We start from the raw sequence: 14349 nt of genomic DNA, 5'->3' as shown, positions 1-14349 counted from the left end.
TAAAAATCACTTCTTCAACGCCACAAAAAACGTAGAGCCTTTACCCAAACTGCTGTCTACCCAAATTTTGCCATTGTGTTTTTCAACAATACGTTTTACAATGGCAAGGCCAACACCGCTGCCCTCAATATGCTGCACGTTATCCATCCGTTTAAAAAGCTCAAATATGCGCGGCAGTTGTTTTATGTCAATACCTACCCCATTATCTTTTATGCTGTAAATTACCTCTGTTTCTTCCTCTCTGCCTTCAATATGTATAGCGGGCTGAGGCTGTTCCATACTATATTTAATGGCATTACTTAGCAGATTGGCAAATACCTGCGACAGCATTACCGGGTCGCCCTGCACAACCGGCATTTTGCCAATGTGCACTTTTAAATTATCAGCATTATATCCTATTTTAAGGTCTCTAATATGCTCGTTAATAATAGTACTCAAGTCCACTTCAACGGGTACAATATCCTGCCTTCCAATGCGCGAATAGTCAAGCACCTCATTTATCATCGAATTCATTTTGTCAACACGGTTGCTTATACGATTTAACGTTTCAAGCGCACGCGGTTGCATCGAGCTATCGCGGGTAAGCATCTGCGCGTAACCTTTTATAGTTGAAAGCGGATTCTTCAGATCATGTGAAATGGTAAAACTAAATGTATCCAGCTCCTCATAAGCTTGTTTAAGCCGTTCGTTAAGCATCCTGATGGCCCCGGCCTTCTGGTTAATGGCGTAGGAAACCTCTGCCTTCAGTCGCATGGCCGATTTGATCTCTTCATCTAACCACGGTTGCGATTTACTCGACACCTGTTGCGACCAGGCTTCAAAAGATTTACGGGGGGAGATCTTCATTGTTCCGTCTGCACTAACTTCAGCAGCCTTTTCGGGGTTGCCCGCCCAGGTAATTGTCTCAATATGCTCAGGCTTAAACCAAATTATGTATTCAGACAGCTCATGCGACAAGGTGAGCACCATAACGCCACTTGCTACATGTTTAAATGCAGCAGCTTCAGGGTATACATCGGGTAGCTCGTTGGTGCAATAAAATGTTTCAGTAACATTAATCTTTATCCAACTTAGCAATTGCTTTATCTGATCATCATCCGGAGTTGTGCCCAATTTAGCGGTATGACCTTCGTAGGTTAATACTGCGCCCCTGGCATCAACAGCATCTATTATAGTTATATTTTGTTCGGTCAGCGCTTCTTCAATACTGTTGTATTTAAGCATAAGTTTAGAAAGCGCATCCACATTAGCTGTGAAACGCTCCTGCAGATGTTTATTAGCCTCATCCTGTCTAAACTCCAGCGCAGATGAAAGGATCTGTCCAATCAGCTTTGATGACTCCCTTGCTTTATAATCAATAAATCGAGGTGAGTAATTGTGACAGGCCACCAACCCCCACAATTCGCCTTTGTACATTAGTGATATACTAAAGCTGGAATGCACCCCCATATTTTTAAGGTATTCAATATGTATGGGCGATACCGCGCGCAATTGCGAATGCGTAAGATCAAGCGGCTGCTGGCTATACTGGCGAGTAGAAACTATTTTTGATGGCGTTGTATAAACATCAGCTATTAGCCGGGTTAAGTTGAGTTTGTATAACTCCCGCGCCTGCTTGGGTATATCAGATGCCGGGTAATGCAAACCCAGCCAGGGTTCCAACTCATCGTTTTTGGCTTCAGATACCACCTCGCCGTGGCCATCTGCAGCAAAGCGGTATATCATCACCCTATCATAACCAATAACTGTTTTTATTTGGCTGGCTGTATTAACCAACAGATTGTTGATATCCTTATCCGCCAGCATCTCTGATATAGAACGACCTATCATTTTCTGAACATCTGTTTTCAGGTCAGACAGTGTAGGCTCAAACTCCAGTAAATAAGATGTTGCTGATTGCGAAATGACTAAATAAAAGCTCTCGCCCTGAATATCGGTATGAAATGGATTGGTTTGATCAAAGCCATTTATTTTGCCGAAAGTTATAATTTGATTGATGAAATCGGGCGGTTCGTTTTGTCCGATAACAGACTCTATTTCCCTTATTGATCGCCCAAGCAAATCATCCGGAAGACCTTTTAAAAAATCGTGGATATTTTCGCTGTGATGAGTAATATTTAAATTTTGATCTATAGCGATAAGGAATCCGTGAGATTGTATTTGTCCCGGAATATGTATTGGTTCATTATCGCAATTGCTTAGATCAATTGACTGATTTTGCATAGATAGTTGTGAGTATTATTTCAAAAGTGCAAATTATTCTTTAAGTTACAATATTAAGTTATAAATAAAATTACACCCATAACTCTTAAGTAACTGTGATCGCTTGAGACTCGGGTTAGCGCTAAAAGTAAATTCTCAAAATATTTACCCATCTTTTTATGACTTTTAAAAGGCAAAATTTAAGATTTTATTAGAACAAATTTTAAGTTTACAACTTATATTTGCTGTACGATCATTAAACTTTAAACAAAATTTTATGGCATTTACACTACCGGCGTTATCCTACGCTACTGATGCATTGGAACCGCACATTGATAAAACAACCATGGAAATTCACCATGGCAAACACCACCAGGCTTACGTAACTAACCTAAACAAAGCGTTAGAAGGCAAGCCGGAAGCTGATGGCAAAATTGAAGACATCATAAAAAACATTTCTAAATTTCCGCCTGCTGTACGTAACAATGGCGGTGGCCACTTTAACCACACTTTATTCTGGACATTATTATCTCCAAACGGTGGCGGCGAGCCAACCGGCGCGTTAGCTGATGCAATTAAAAGCACTTTCGGTTCGTTTGCTGAGTTAAAAACCAAATTATCTGACGCCGGTGCAACCCGTTTTGGTTCTGGCTGGGCCTGGTTAATTGTTGGTGCTGATAAAAAACTGGCTGTAACCTCAACCCCTAACCAGGATAATCCATTAATGGATATTGCCGAAGTAAAAGGCACGCCAATTTTAGGTATTGATGTTTGGGAACATGCTTACTACTTAAAATATCAAAACCGTCGCCCTGATTACTTAGCAGCTATATGGAACACCGTTAACTGGGCCCATGTTGCTGAGTTATACGCGAAAGCGATAGCTTAATTTCGGATATCGGATTTTCGATTTCGGATTTATAAATTTGAAACGGCGGCTTATAGCCGCCGTTTTTGTTAACTACTGTATTTATGAAAGCAAACGTTTTAGAATCAGCTGATAAACCCATGGTTTGGAAAGAGGTTGAAACCCCTGCTCCCGGCCCCGGCGAAGTTTTGGTTAAAATAAAAGCTGCGGCACTTAACCGTCGCGACTATTGGATAAGTATTGGCAAATATGCCAGTTTACAATATCCATCAATTTTAGGTTCAGACGGTGCCGGGATAGTTACTGAAATTGGAGCCAATGTTGACGAGACCTGGCTTAATAAAGAGGTTGTTATAAACCCAAGCCACAACTGGGGCAATGATGATAACTATCAGGGTAAAGATTTTAAAATTCTGGGCCTTCCTGATGAAGGAACCTTTGCCGAATATGTAAAAGTAAAAGCTGAGTATCTGTTTGAAAAACCCAGCCACCTAAGCTGGGAAGAGGCAGCAGCTTTCCCATTAGCGGGCCTAACTGCTTACCGGGCACTTGTAACTAAAGGCCGCGCAAAAAAAGGAGACACAGTATTAATATCAGGCGTAGGCGGCGGCACAGGTACTTTTGCATTGCAATGGGCGGTGGCGCTGGGCTGCAAGGTGTTTGTAACATCAGGCAGCGGCGATAAAATTGAAAAGGCAAAACAAACAGGTGCTTCAGCGGGTGTTTGTTATAAAGCGCAAGACTGGGCAGAAGAATTGCAGCATCTTTCTGGCGGATTTGATGTGATTATAGACAGCGCGCTTGGCGCAGGTTTTGCCAAATTTGCAGACCTGGCCAAACCCGGCGGCCGCATAGTTTACTTTGGCGCAACCGCGGGCGATATGCCGGCCATTCCGGGCCGTAAGGTATATTGGAAACAGCTGCAGATATTAGGCACCACCATGGGTACTAAGGCCGATTTTGAAGGCATGCTCCAATTAATGAAGATACATAAAATTGTACCTGTTATTGATGATGTATTTCCGTTGAATACGGCAGGAGAAGTTATACAGAAAATGGGATCATCGCCTCAGTTTGGAAAGCTTGTGTTCAAGGCATAAGCCCGGCTTTTGAGTCAGGTTAATTATCAGTTGGCAACAACCGGCAGTGTAAAACAAAACGTTGAGCCCTTGCCTTCTGCACTTAATACAGTTATCTCGCCTTTATGGTCGGCTATTATGCGCGATGCTATGTACAAACCCATGCCCAGGCCATTGTATTTTTTAATTACCTGCTCGCTACGGTAAAACTTATTGAAAACCTGGTTAAGGGTTTCATCAGACATGCCGATGCCCTGATCTTCAATAATAACCGATACCTTATTACCGTCTATTCGCGTCTTTAATGCTATAGCGCTGCCTGATGTAGAGTATTTGGCCGCGTTGCCAATAATGTTATTCAATACCTGCTCAATGCGCAAACGGTCAAGCGCTACGTTTACATTATTGTCAAAAGCTATTGAAATTTGGTTGGACGGAAGTACCAAGCTCATCAGCTCGATGCAATTGGTAAGAAATTCGTTCAGCCCAACTTCCTCCATTTGATACTCTGCTCTGCCAACCTCAATTTTTGATATATCAAGCAACTGCTGTATCAGCGTATTCATTTTGGTTGATTGCGCTTCTATCTTTTTTAAATAAACTTGCAATTGCTGGTTATTGCCTCCTTCGGTTTTAATAGCCAGTTGCGCAAACGACCGCAAAATGGTTAAAGGTGTTTTTAACTCGTGGCTGGCAACCGATAAAAACTCGTCTTTTTGCTCATTTAAATATTTTGCGGCGAGTAACGCTATTTCCTGCTGCTCGTTCAGCTTAAAAAGCTCATCATTGCGTTGCTTAATTTCCTCATACGCGCTTATAGGTTCCGCCTCTTCAAAATGGCGCTTTACACTGCTAACTTTAGCCCGGGTAACCTTTGCGGTTCTGGGGATAGCGATTTTGAGCGTAACCTTTACTTCTTTGTCATTGGTTTCCACATCAAAAGTGGGTACCAGCTTGCGTGCGTATTCAAAACCTTCTTTTACCTTTTTCAGGTTATCATCTTCTTTAAAAGTGATATCGGCTGCTAAAAAAAATCTGTCACCTTCGGCAATAACGCCTATAACGGCATGGCCATCAAACGTTTTATCTATCACCTCGCGGCAAACTTCAGATACCGCCGTAGCGAAGGATGTTTGGGTAGATATAGAGAGCCCTAACAATTCGCCGGTTTTAATGGATTTCTTATAAGCCAATATAAGGTCCATTTCATTTTCAAGCGATATTGCTACTATTCCTGTCATCTTGTTTTAACTAACTTTTGCAATTATTACTGACATATCATCTGTTTGCCGGGCAAAATCTTTGTATATAGCAGTAGCTAATATAGCACTATCACAGCGGTTTATACCCACATATTTTAGTGTATCCCAACGGCTTTTTATGCCATCCGAACAAAACATCATTTGCTGATAATCTGCAAACTCTACACGCTGGTCGTTCATCGTATTAGGAATGTTATGCCCTATAATACCATTGTACGACAAAACATTTTTACTGTTAACGCGGCCCACAAGTTTGGTTGATATATTACCAACGCCCGCGATTTTTAACACTTTAGCATTCATATCATAAACAGCAACAGTGCCTACCATACCACGTGTTTTTCTGATATCTGCATGTAAATATCTTATAACTTCAACCGGGGAATCATAAGGGCATAGTTTGAATGATCTTACCGCCTCGTTAACCGCTAAATTAGCTTCGGGTCCATGGCCTAAACCGTCGGCAACCAGCAATTTAACAAAACCCTCTGTAATTTTATAATAGCATCCATCACCACTGGTAACCTCGCCCGGCTTTTTTATTACCAGGGGTTTTATTTGTATATCCACCTTAGCCCTAACTTTGGCAGATCGCCTTGTTTTATAAACGCGGCTTAATACAATAGTTCCCCAACCTTTTAATGAGTATATATCAAACTCGTCTGAAAGGCGTTTAATACTGCCCAAACCATGCCCCATAGTATTTGATGACGAATACCCGTCTGTCATTACACGTTGCAGGTCGGCCATACCAGGGCCATGATCTAAACTTATCAGTTCAATATATTCCTCACCGGGGGTATCAAAACAGCCAACCAATAACTCGCCGCCGTTAGCATACTTATGCAAATTAGATGTTAGCTCTGCTACAATTATATCCAGCTCTGCCGTGCGTTTCTCATCAAAACCTGCCTGGATGGCAATGGCGTGTATCTCTTTTTTTAAAACTGCGTAATAACTTCTGTCCGAAGCATTAAAAACAGTGTGGGTAGCATCAACCATTGGCCCATTTTAAAATGGTAACTTTGGTACCTTTGCCTACTTCGCTTTTAATATCAAATTCATTCACCAGCCGTTTGGTACCGGGTAAACCCAGCCCCAGGCTTTTACCTGTAGAGAAACCATCTTTTAAAGCTAAAGCTATATCCGGTATACCGGGGCCGTTATCGCTGAAAGTTAAACGGATACCATTATCGCGCCCGCGCGATACTACCTCTATCAAAACCTCGCCACCGTTGCCATAACGCAGCATATTACGCACCAGTTCGCTGGCGGCGGTTATTAATTTGGTTTGATTTACCAGGCCCATTTTTATTTTTACCGCGTACTCTTTCACCCTGCTTCGAAAAGGCACTACATCTTGCTCGCGCGTAACCGGCATATTGTCCTTATTCAGCGAGATCGTCGTCATCATCAGGTTCTGTTGTGTCTATTTCAACCTGAATTTTGTCTTTCAGCAGATCCATGCCTTTTTCAACGTTCAGTGCAGTAAAAACACCCTTAAGCGGAAGGCCCAGTTCAACTAATGTAATGGCCACCGCGGGTTGCATACCAACAACAACCGTCTCGGCATCCAAAAGTTTTGACATTACACCTATGTTGCCAATAATACGCCCCATAAATGAATCTACGATACTTACGGCTGATATATCTATCAATATACCCCGGGCACCGGTTTTGTTTACCATTTTAACAATGTCGGCTTCAAGGTCAAGCGCAAGCCTGTCATACAGATCAACCTGGATGGTCACCAACAAAAATTGCCCCATCCGAAGAATAGGAATTCTATCCATGCGTATTAATATTTAACGGCAGATGTACCTGCCTTTCTTACCTCTAACCTCATTGATCTGAACGCGTATTGCAATGCGCTGGCTAAACTGGCCTTGGTAATAATGTCTGACAGATCAATACCCAAATGCACAATTGTTTGCGCAATTTCCGGCCTGATGCCGCTGATGATACAATCAGCACCCATAAGGCGCGTAGCGCTAACTGTTTTAAGCAGGTGCTGAGCAACCAGCGAGTCGACAGTAGGTACACCCGAAATATCAAGAATGGCAACACTGCTGCCTGTTTCAACTATTTCGGTAAGCAGGCTTTCCATAACTACCTGCGTACGTGCGCTATCTAACGTACCAATAATAGGCAGCGCTAAAATACCGTCCCACACACGGATAACAGGCGTTGATATTTCGGTTATTTCGTCCGTTTGGCGCAAAATCACCTCTTCGCGACCCTTTATAAAGGTTTCAAAAGTTACAATTGAAAATTGGTCTATCAAGCGGTTTACCTTTACTGTTAATGGATAAAGCTCTTTGATATCCTTAATTTCATCTTGCAATAACTCAAGTATGGCCTCCTTAAGGCTTAAAATAAACAGGCCGGTTTCTTTAGGACTATAACCCTGCCTTGCCCTCGAAATTGAAATTCCGCCCAATATTTCCAGTACATGGTCAAAATCGCCAGACTCAGCATTGTCTATATTATTATTGTTTAAACTGTTGACCAAACCGGCTACAAGTTCCTCAGACTCTATGCGAAGGTCTTCGTTGCTCATAAGGTCATCGCGTAAGCCCGCGTCGGCAAGCTGGTTGGTCATCCAGCGCTCAAGGATGGCAGCCTGCTGCTTCCTGAGGATCTTTGAAATGTCTGTAGGCATTTTAAGGTTTGTGAGTGGAAATTTAAGTAATAGTACAAATTTTATTTTATAAATAAACCAATAGCACGCAATACAGAATGATTCTGCCGTTACTGGATTTTACGCAAGATCAGTGCAGAATTTTAAACATTAACTCCTTTAACAGTTCGCCATGACCTGCTAATGAATCAACGCCTTTGCTTTTCAAATCATAATCTCGCAGATAACCAATTATCTGTATAGATTTTGCATAGTTAAAGCTCCGGGCCGCCTGCTCGTAATCTTTTACAAAAAACGGGTTCACTCCTATTTCTTTGGCTACGTTCTGCGGCGATTTATCGCGTACGTAATGGTACATTAATACCTTGGTAAAATAATTATTAAGATTACCTAACACCAATACAATTGGATTGTTTTTTGGATTTGCAGCAAAATAGTTAACTATCTGGTTGGCTTTAAAAATATCTTTCTTTGCCAGCGCCGTTTGCAGTTCAAATACATTATATTCTTTGCTAATGCCTATATTATCCTGAATATGTTTCAGCGTGATTTCTTGCCCTTTAGCCACATTCAACATCAGCTTATCCAGTTCATTGGCAATTTTCGATAGGTCGTTGCCTAAATATTCAGCTACCATCAACGCCGCTTGCTGCCCTATGCGGTAACCTGCATCTTTCAAGTAATCTTCTACCCAGGCAGGTATTTTATTATCATACAGCGCTGCCGATTCAAAAACGAGTCCGTTCTTTTCAATGGCCTTGTAGGTTTTCTTACGCTTATCAAATTTTCCGTATTTGTAGCAGAAAACCAGAATAGTGCTTGGCAGCGGATTTTCCAGATAACTGAAAAACGGATTAATGCCTTTTTTATCGTCGCCGTCATTACCCCACTTCATATCCTGCGCCTCTTTTATCAAAACCACCTGGTAGTCGGCCATCATGGGGTAGCGTTTGGCGGCGTTAAGCACCGTCATCACATCAGTATCCTTACCATACAACACAGTTTGGTTAAAGCCCCGCTCAGCTTCTGGCAGTAGTTGATGCTCAACAAAATTGCTTACCTGGTCAATAAAATAAGGCTCGTCGCCGTGCAATAGATATACAGGTTTGTACTTTCGGTTTTTTAGGTCTTTGAGGATATCTACAGCAGTCATCTAAAATCAAAAGTAAAAAGTTAAAAGTCAAAAAGCCGCTTTTAGCCCAAGTAAATTTAAAATGATATTAGCTTTTGAATTTTTACTTTTGAATTTTGAATTAATAAATGAACCAGCTACAGCCGCTTAATCTTCCGCCTCACCCTTTTAAAATAACCGAGGTTAACGGACAATTAACGCTGTTTGATGAGATAAGAAAGAAAACCATTGTTATAACACCCGAGGAATGGGTGCGCCAGCACTTTGTTCAATACCTTATTAAAGAAAAAAAATATCCAAAAACGTTAATTAAGCTGGAAGGTGGCCATAAGCTGCACGGCATGGCAAAACGATCTGACATTATAGTGTTTAATAAAGAAGGGCGTAAAATTTTAATGGTAGAATGCAAGGCCCCCGGAGTAGCCATTAACCAAAAGGTATTTGACCAGATAGCCCGTTATAATATGGTGCATAAAATTGAGTTGCTGGCAGTTACCAACGGACTACAACATTATTTTTGCGTTATTAATTTTGAGGATGAGAGTTACCGGTTTATTACACAACTGCCGGTATATGCGGGTATTTAGCCTCGGGCATCTGTGGTACCAGGTTTAATATCTTCTCGTAAAGGTCATCAGGTTTAAACGGCTTGGAAACGTAAGCGTTCATACCTGAGTTGTATACACGCTCTTTTATATCAAACAAAGCCGAAGCTGTTAAAGCTATAATAGGAATATTGGCTTTTTTAGGGTCGGCCATTTTACGTATTTCAATAGCTGCATCAAAGCCGTTCATTACCGGCATTTGCAGGTCCATTAAAATAATATCAAAGTTACCATACTGCACAAACTCAACGGCACGCTCACCATTCTCTGCAATAAATGGTGTAATGTTCCATTTAGATAATAGCTTTTTCATTAGCATTACGTTAACCGGGTTATCCTCGGCAATTAATAGCCGGATAGAACCAAAAGCCTCTGCTTCTGTTTGTATAGTAAGCGGTGTTTTTTTGTTGATAACGATCTGCTTTTCGGTAGCAACCGGGAACTCCATATTAAAAGAGAACTCAGAGCCCTTGTTTACCGTACTATTTACATTGATCTTTAAGCCCTGTAATTCAAGCAGACGCCTTACAATGGCCAGGCCTAAACCTGTACCGCCATATTGCCTTGTGGTACTTACAGACTCTTGAACGAATGGTTCGAAAATAAGGTCCAATCGTTCGCTGGGTATACCAATCCCGGTATCTTTTACCCTAAAATTAACGGTTAACCTGTCATGCCTGTCTTCAATGCAGGATACTTTAACTAAAATATCGCCCTTTGTAGTAAATTTAATGGCGTTACTTACCAGGTTAAAAACTATCTGTGTAATGCGGGTAGGGTCGCCAAACAACGCTTTCCTTTGCAGTGCATTTTCAACCTCGAGCGTAAAACCGAGGCCTTTTTGCCGCGCTGTTATTGACGGGCCGCCACAGATGCTATGCATCAGATCGTGAAGATTCAGACGTGTTTTTTCAAATATCAGTTTGCCCGATTCGATCTTGTTAAAGTCAAGTACATCATTAACAATAGAAAGCAGATTACCTGCAGAAAATTTAAGTACCTCAAGGTTTTCTTTCTGATCGGGCCGCGGGCCACCCATCATTAACAGATCCGTCATACCGATAACAGCGTTAAGCGGTGTACGTATCTCGTGCGACATAGTTGAAAGAAACTCCGACTTAGCCTCTGATGATTTATGTGCCTTTTCTATAGCATTTTCAAATTGGGTAGTTAACGATGTTTGCAGCTCTGTAGTTGCAGAAAGTTGCGATAACGCCTTTATGAACGAATTATAAAAGTGGCTGTAAACAAATAATATAAGCACCAAACAAGCGGACAGACTTATTATAAAAGTTGACTCATCAACTTTTTCGGGTTTAAGCGTTATCAAAAAACTATTACCATTTTGTAATAACAGTAACAGCAAGGTTGGTACAATATTTAAAGCCGAATAAACATAGCCCATTTTTTGGCCAAGCATATTAAAGCTAAACAACATAATAAGCACTATAACGCTTACGCTTACAGCATCAACACCTTGCTTGGCTACGTAAATATTTACTAAATAGGCAAATGTGCCTACAATTAGGGCGATATGCGAAATAGTACGATAATGGGGCCGGTAAGTTAGATATTTAAATAAAAGCGCAGACAGCACTGTTAAAGTCCCCGTAATAATACCTATAAGGAAATACCGGTTGTTAAGCACCTCGAAAAACAAGGTTAACGAGGTAAAGAATGACAGCGCCAAACCGTAATATAATAGCTTAATGCGGGCAGTATCAAGGGTAGACTGCTTGCCAGACAATATGCGATTTATAGAAAAGTTAAAAAAACTGGCGGTATTGCTCATTTTCAACAGCTTAGCTTGCGCTATAATTTTTGTTTCTAAAATTAATAAATTTATACTTATTAATAATAGAAAGTATAGCGGCTAACCAAAAGCAATTAGCCTGCCAATCCGCGCAGGTTCTCTTCAGCTATTTTTAACTTAGCTTCTGCATCGGCTTTTTTCTTTAGTTCGTTCTCAACTACGTCAGGTTTAGCGTTATTCATAAAGCGTTCGTTACCTAATTTCGCGTTAACAGATTTAAGGAAACCCTCCAGGTAACTTTTCTCTTTTTCCAGGCGATCACGCTCTGCTTCAACATCAATAGTTTGTTGCATGGGGATAAAAAACTCGTCTGTTGATACTAAAAAGCCCACTGCATCACTCACTTTATCATTTACGAACGACAATTCGCTTAAATTACTCAGCTTAACAATCAGCGCTTTATACACGCTATAATCAACACCGGAGTTTGGCTTTACCAAAAGCTGCAAAGTTTCTTTAGGCGATATTTGTTTATTTTGACGAATATTTCTGATTTGCGCTATTATTTGTTTTACAAGTTCAACATCAGCCAAAAGCCGGGAATTAATTTCCCCAATTGTTGGTAATTGAGCAACGATGCAACAATCATCGTCGGCGCGTTCAATAAACAGGTCATCGTGCCATAATTCTTCGGTTATAAAAGGCATAAACGGATGCAATAACTTGAGTATATTCTCAAAAAAGCTAACTGTTTTATTGTAAGTTTCCCTGTCAATAGGCTGCAGATAGGCAGGCTTTATCATTTCCAGATACCAAGCGCAGAAATCGTCCCAAACCAGCTTATAAGTGGCCATTAGCGCTTCTGATAAACGGTATTGTTCAAAATCATCCTCAATTTCCTGCAGTCCCTGATTAAACCGGCTTTCGAACCAGTTGATAGCTACCGCGTTGGGGTTTTCCAAGGCATCATCAACCTGCCAGCCTTTTATAAGTAGGAAAGCGTTCCAAACCTTATTAAAGAAGTTACGGCCTTGTAAACAATCCTTCTCATCAAACATGATGTCATTACCTGCAGGTGAGCCTAAAAGCATGCCTACCCGAACACCATCAGCGCCGTACAGATCTATCAGGTCCAAAGGATCAGGCGAGTTGCCTAATGATTTTGACATCTTCCTCCCCTGCTTATCACGCACAATACCGGTAAGGTAAACGTTCCTGAATGGCAGATCGCCCCTAAACTCATGTCCGGCCATTATCATACGCGCAACCCAGAAGAACAATATCTCTGGCGCCGTAACCAGGTCATTAGTGGGGTAGTAATATTTAATATCCGCATTCTCCGGATCTTTAAAGCCATCAAACACCGAGATGGGCCATAACCACGATGAGAACCAGGTATCTACTACGTCTTCCTCTTGTACCAGATCATCAGTTGTGAGTTGTGAGTTGTGAGTTGTGAGTTTTTTTGCTTCCTCTAATGCCTCTTCGGCTGTCTTCGCAATTACATATTCTCCGTTAGGTAAGTACCACGCCGGAATTTGCTGCCCCCACCATAACTGGCGGCTGATGCACCAATCCTGTACGTTCTCCATCCAGTGGCGGTAGGTGTTACCAAATTTTTCGGGTATCAGCTTAACTTCGCCGTTTAATACGTAATCAAGCGCAGGTTTAGCCATTTCGCCCATTTTGCAAAACCATTGCATAGATAGCTTTGGCTCAATAACCGCGTTGGTACGTTCAGAAAAACCCACCTGTGATTTGTATTCTTCCACCTTCTCTAACGCGCCGGCTTCTTCCAGCATAACCGCAATTTTTTTACGCGCGGCAAAGCGGTCCTCGCCTACCAGTATTTGTGCTTTATCATTCAGCGTACCGTCATCATTTAAAATATCAATAACAGGCAGCTTGTGCTTTTGGCCCAATTCATAGTCGTTCAGATCATGCGCGGGGGTAACTTTTAAGCAACCTGTACCAAAATCCATTTCTACATAATCATCCAATATAACAGGGATCTCGCGGTTGATCAATGGAATAAGTACCGATTGCCCGTGCAGATGCTTATAACGCTCATCATTAGGATTAATGCAAATAGCAGCATCAGCCATAATGGTTTCAGGGCGGGTGGTAGCGATAGTTAGGTCGCCCGACTTTTGCTTATCATCCTGAGACTTAGTACCGGCTACCTGATACTTAATATAATAAAGCTTCTGATTAACTTCCTTACGTATAACCTCCTCATCACTTACAGCGGTTTTACCCTGTGGGTCCCAGTTTACCATGCGGATGCCGCGGTAAATAAGGCCCTTTTTGTACAGATGTATAAAGGTATCTAACACCGCGTCGCTCAGGTCCGGGTCCATAGTAAAACGGGTGCGGTCCCAATCGCATGATGCGCCTAATTTTTTTAATTGCTCCAGTATAATACCGCCGTATTTTTCTTTCCACTCCCAGGCGTATGCTAAAAACTCATCGCGGGTAAGGTCTTTTTTGCTGATGCCTTTTTCCTTCAACATAGCAACAACCTTAGCCTCGGTAGCAATACTGGCATGGTCTGTACCCGGCACCCAGCAGGCGTTTTTGCCTTTCATGCGCGCGCGGCGTATTAAAACATCCTGTATGGTATTGTTTAGCATGTGGCCCATGTGCAGCACCCCCGTAACGTTGGGCGGAGGCATTACAATGGTGTAGGGTTCGCGCCCATCAGGCACGGACTTAAAAAATTTATGTTGCAGCCAGTAACTGTACCATTTTTCTTCGGCTTGTTTTGGCGAATAGGTTTTAGCAATACTCATATTACCGCAAAAATA

Annotated in this window: 12 protein-coding genes; 3 read left to right on the top strand and 9 right to left on the bottom strand. The window is 41.7% G+C overall.

The annotated features are described in order from the left end of the window. Positions 1–6: 6 nt before the first annotated feature. Positions 7–2223, bottom strand: coding sequence for an ATP-binding protein (locus ACFQZS_RS01075; RefSeq protein ID WP_377096373.1), 2217 nt, complete (start codon positions 2221–2223; stop codon positions 7–9). Positions 2224–2479: 256 nt separating this feature from the next. On the opposite strand from ACFQZS_RS01075, the gene ACFQZS_RS01070 reads away from it, so the two are divergent. Both ACFQZS_RS01070 and ACFQZS_RS01065 read left to right on the top strand, forming a co-directional pair. Then, positions 2480–3091, top strand: a complete 612-nt coding sequence (locus tag ACFQZS_RS01070; RefSeq protein WP_377096370.1) for a superoxide dismutase — start codon at positions 2480–2482, stop codon at positions 3089–3091. An 83-nt stretch (positions 3092–3174) separates the two neighbouring features. Next, on the top strand, positions 3175–4170 hold the full coding sequence (locus ACFQZS_RS01065; RefSeq protein ID WP_377096367.1) for a zinc-binding dehydrogenase: 996 nt from the start codon (positions 3175–3177) through the stop codon (positions 4168–4170). A gap of 26 nt (positions 4171–4196) precedes the next feature. Here the strand turns inward: ACFQZS_RS01065 and ACFQZS_RS01060 are convergent, their stop codons facing one another. From ACFQZS_RS01060 to holA, 6 genes are all read right to left on the bottom strand, one after another. Further along, the gene (locus ACFQZS_RS01060) at positions 4197–5390 is read right to left on the bottom strand and encodes a sensor histidine kinase (RefSeq protein ID WP_377096365.1); all 1194 of its coding nucleotides are present in this window, start codon (positions 5388–5390) and stop codon (positions 4197–4199) included. Positions 5391–5396: 6 nt separating this feature from the next. Beyond that, positions 5397–6413 (bottom strand): ATP-binding SpoIIE family protein phosphatase, encoded by a 1017-nt coding sequence (locus ACFQZS_RS01055; protein WP_377096362.1) that lies wholly within the window; start codon positions 6411–6413, stop codon positions 5397–5399. After that, the gene (locus tag ACFQZS_RS01050; RefSeq protein ID WP_377096359.1) at positions 6406–6825 is read right to left on the bottom strand and encodes an anti-sigma regulatory factor; all 420 of its coding nucleotides are present in this window, start codon (positions 6823–6825) and stop codon (positions 6406–6408) included. Before ACFQZS_RS01050 ends, ACFQZS_RS01055 begins: the two co-directional genes overlap by 8 nt. Beyond that, positions 6800–7204 carry an STAS domain-containing protein gene (locus tag ACFQZS_RS01045; protein ID WP_377096356.1) on the bottom strand — a complete coding sequence of 135 codons (405 nt, stop codon included), beginning with the start codon at positions 7202–7204 and terminating at the stop codon, positions 6800–6802. The genes ACFQZS_RS01050 and ACFQZS_RS01045 overlap by 26 nt, the downstream gene beginning before the upstream one ends. Positions 7205–7209: 5 nt before the next feature. Continuing rightward, positions 7210–8073, bottom strand: a complete 864-nt coding sequence (locus ACFQZS_RS01040) for an STAS domain-containing protein (RefSeq protein ID WP_377096353.1) — start codon at positions 8071–8073, stop codon at positions 7210–7212. 109 nt (positions 8074–8182) lie between these two features. Then, complete coding sequence (gene holA, locus ACFQZS_RS01035; RefSeq protein ID WP_377096350.1) at positions 8183–9205, bottom strand: DNA polymerase III subunit delta; 1023 nt, start codon at positions 9203–9205, stop codon at positions 8183–8185. Between the two features lie 107 nt (positions 9206–9312). On the opposite strand from holA, the gene ACFQZS_RS01030 reads away from it, so the two are divergent. Further along, positions 9313–9771 (top strand): type I restriction enzyme HsdR N-terminal domain-containing protein, encoded by a 459-nt coding sequence (locus ACFQZS_RS01030; RefSeq protein WP_377096348.1) that lies wholly within the window; start codon positions 9313–9315, stop codon positions 9769–9771. On the opposite strand, the gene ACFQZS_RS01025 is transcribed toward ACFQZS_RS01030, so the two are convergent. Both ACFQZS_RS01025 and ACFQZS_RS01020 read right to left on the bottom strand, forming a co-directional pair. Beyond that, on the bottom strand, positions 9740–11581 hold the full coding sequence (locus ACFQZS_RS01025) for an ATP-binding protein (protein WP_377096345.1): 1842 nt from the start codon (positions 11579–11581) through the stop codon (positions 9740–9742). The two genes, ACFQZS_RS01030 and ACFQZS_RS01025, sit on opposite strands and share 32 nt — an antisense overlap. A gap of 95 nt (positions 11582–11676) precedes the next feature. Further along, positions 11677–14334, bottom strand: a complete 2658-nt coding sequence (locus ACFQZS_RS01020) for a valine--tRNA ligase (protein WP_377096343.1) — start codon at positions 14332–14334, stop codon at positions 11677–11679. Between the last annotated feature and the right edge of the window lie 15 nt (positions 14335–14349).

It is taken from the genome of Mucilaginibacter calamicampi (genome assembly GCF_042676765.1).
Classification (GTDB): Bacteria; Bacteroidota; Bacteroidia; order Sphingobacteriales; family Sphingobacteriaceae; genus Mucilaginibacter; species Mucilaginibacter calamicampi.
The sequence above is the reverse complement of the archived record's forward strand: the minus strand, read 5'-3'. Positions and strand labels throughout refer to the sequence as shown.

Excerpts from the sequence above, each read along its gene's own strand:
- ACFQZS_RS01020 (WP_377096343.1), bottom strand. The coding sequence starts at position 14,334 with ATGAGTATTGCTAAAACCTATTCGCCAAAACAAGCCGAAGAAAAATGG.
- ACFQZS_RS01065 (WP_377096367.1), top strand. The coding sequence starts at position 3,175 with ATGAAAGCAAACGTTTTAGAATCAGCTGATAAACCCATGGTTTGGAAA.
- ACFQZS_RS01050 (WP_377096359.1), bottom strand. The coding sequence starts at position 6,825 with ATGATGACGACGATCTCGCTGAATAAGGACAATATGCCGGTTACGCGC.
- ACFQZS_RS01060 (WP_377096365.1), bottom strand. The coding sequence starts at position 5,390 with ATGACAGGAATAGTAGCAATATCGCTTGAAAATGAAATGGACCTTATA.
- ACFQZS_RS01070 (WP_377096370.1), top strand. The coding sequence starts at position 2,480 with ATGGCATTTACACTACCGGCGTTATCCTACGCTACTGATGCATTGGAA.
- ACFQZS_RS01075 (WP_377096373.1), bottom strand. The coding sequence starts at position 2,223 with ATGCAAAATCAGTCAATTGATCTAAGCAATTGCGATAATGAACCAATA.
- holA (WP_377096350.1), bottom strand. The coding sequence starts at position 9,205 with ATGACTGCTGTAGATATCCTCAAAGACCTAAAAAACCGAAAGTACAAA.
- ACFQZS_RS01055 (WP_377096362.1), bottom strand. The coding sequence starts at position 6,413 with ATGGTTGATGCTACCCACACTGTTTTTAATGCTTCGGACAGAAGTTAT.
- ACFQZS_RS01040 (WP_377096353.1), bottom strand. The coding sequence starts at position 8,073 with ATGCCTACAGACATTTCAAAGATCCTCAGGAAGCAGCAGGCTGCCATC.
- ACFQZS_RS01030 (WP_377096348.1), top strand. The coding sequence starts at position 9,313 with ATGAACCAGCTACAGCCGCTTAATCTTCCGCCTCACCCTTTTAAAATA.
- ACFQZS_RS01025 (WP_377096345.1), bottom strand. The coding sequence starts at position 11,581 with ATGAGCAATACCGCCAGTTTTTTTAACTTTTCTATAAATCGCATATTG.
- ACFQZS_RS01045 (WP_377096356.1), bottom strand. The coding sequence starts at position 7,204 with ATGGATAGAATTCCTATTCTTCGGATGGGGCAATTTTTGTTGGTGACC.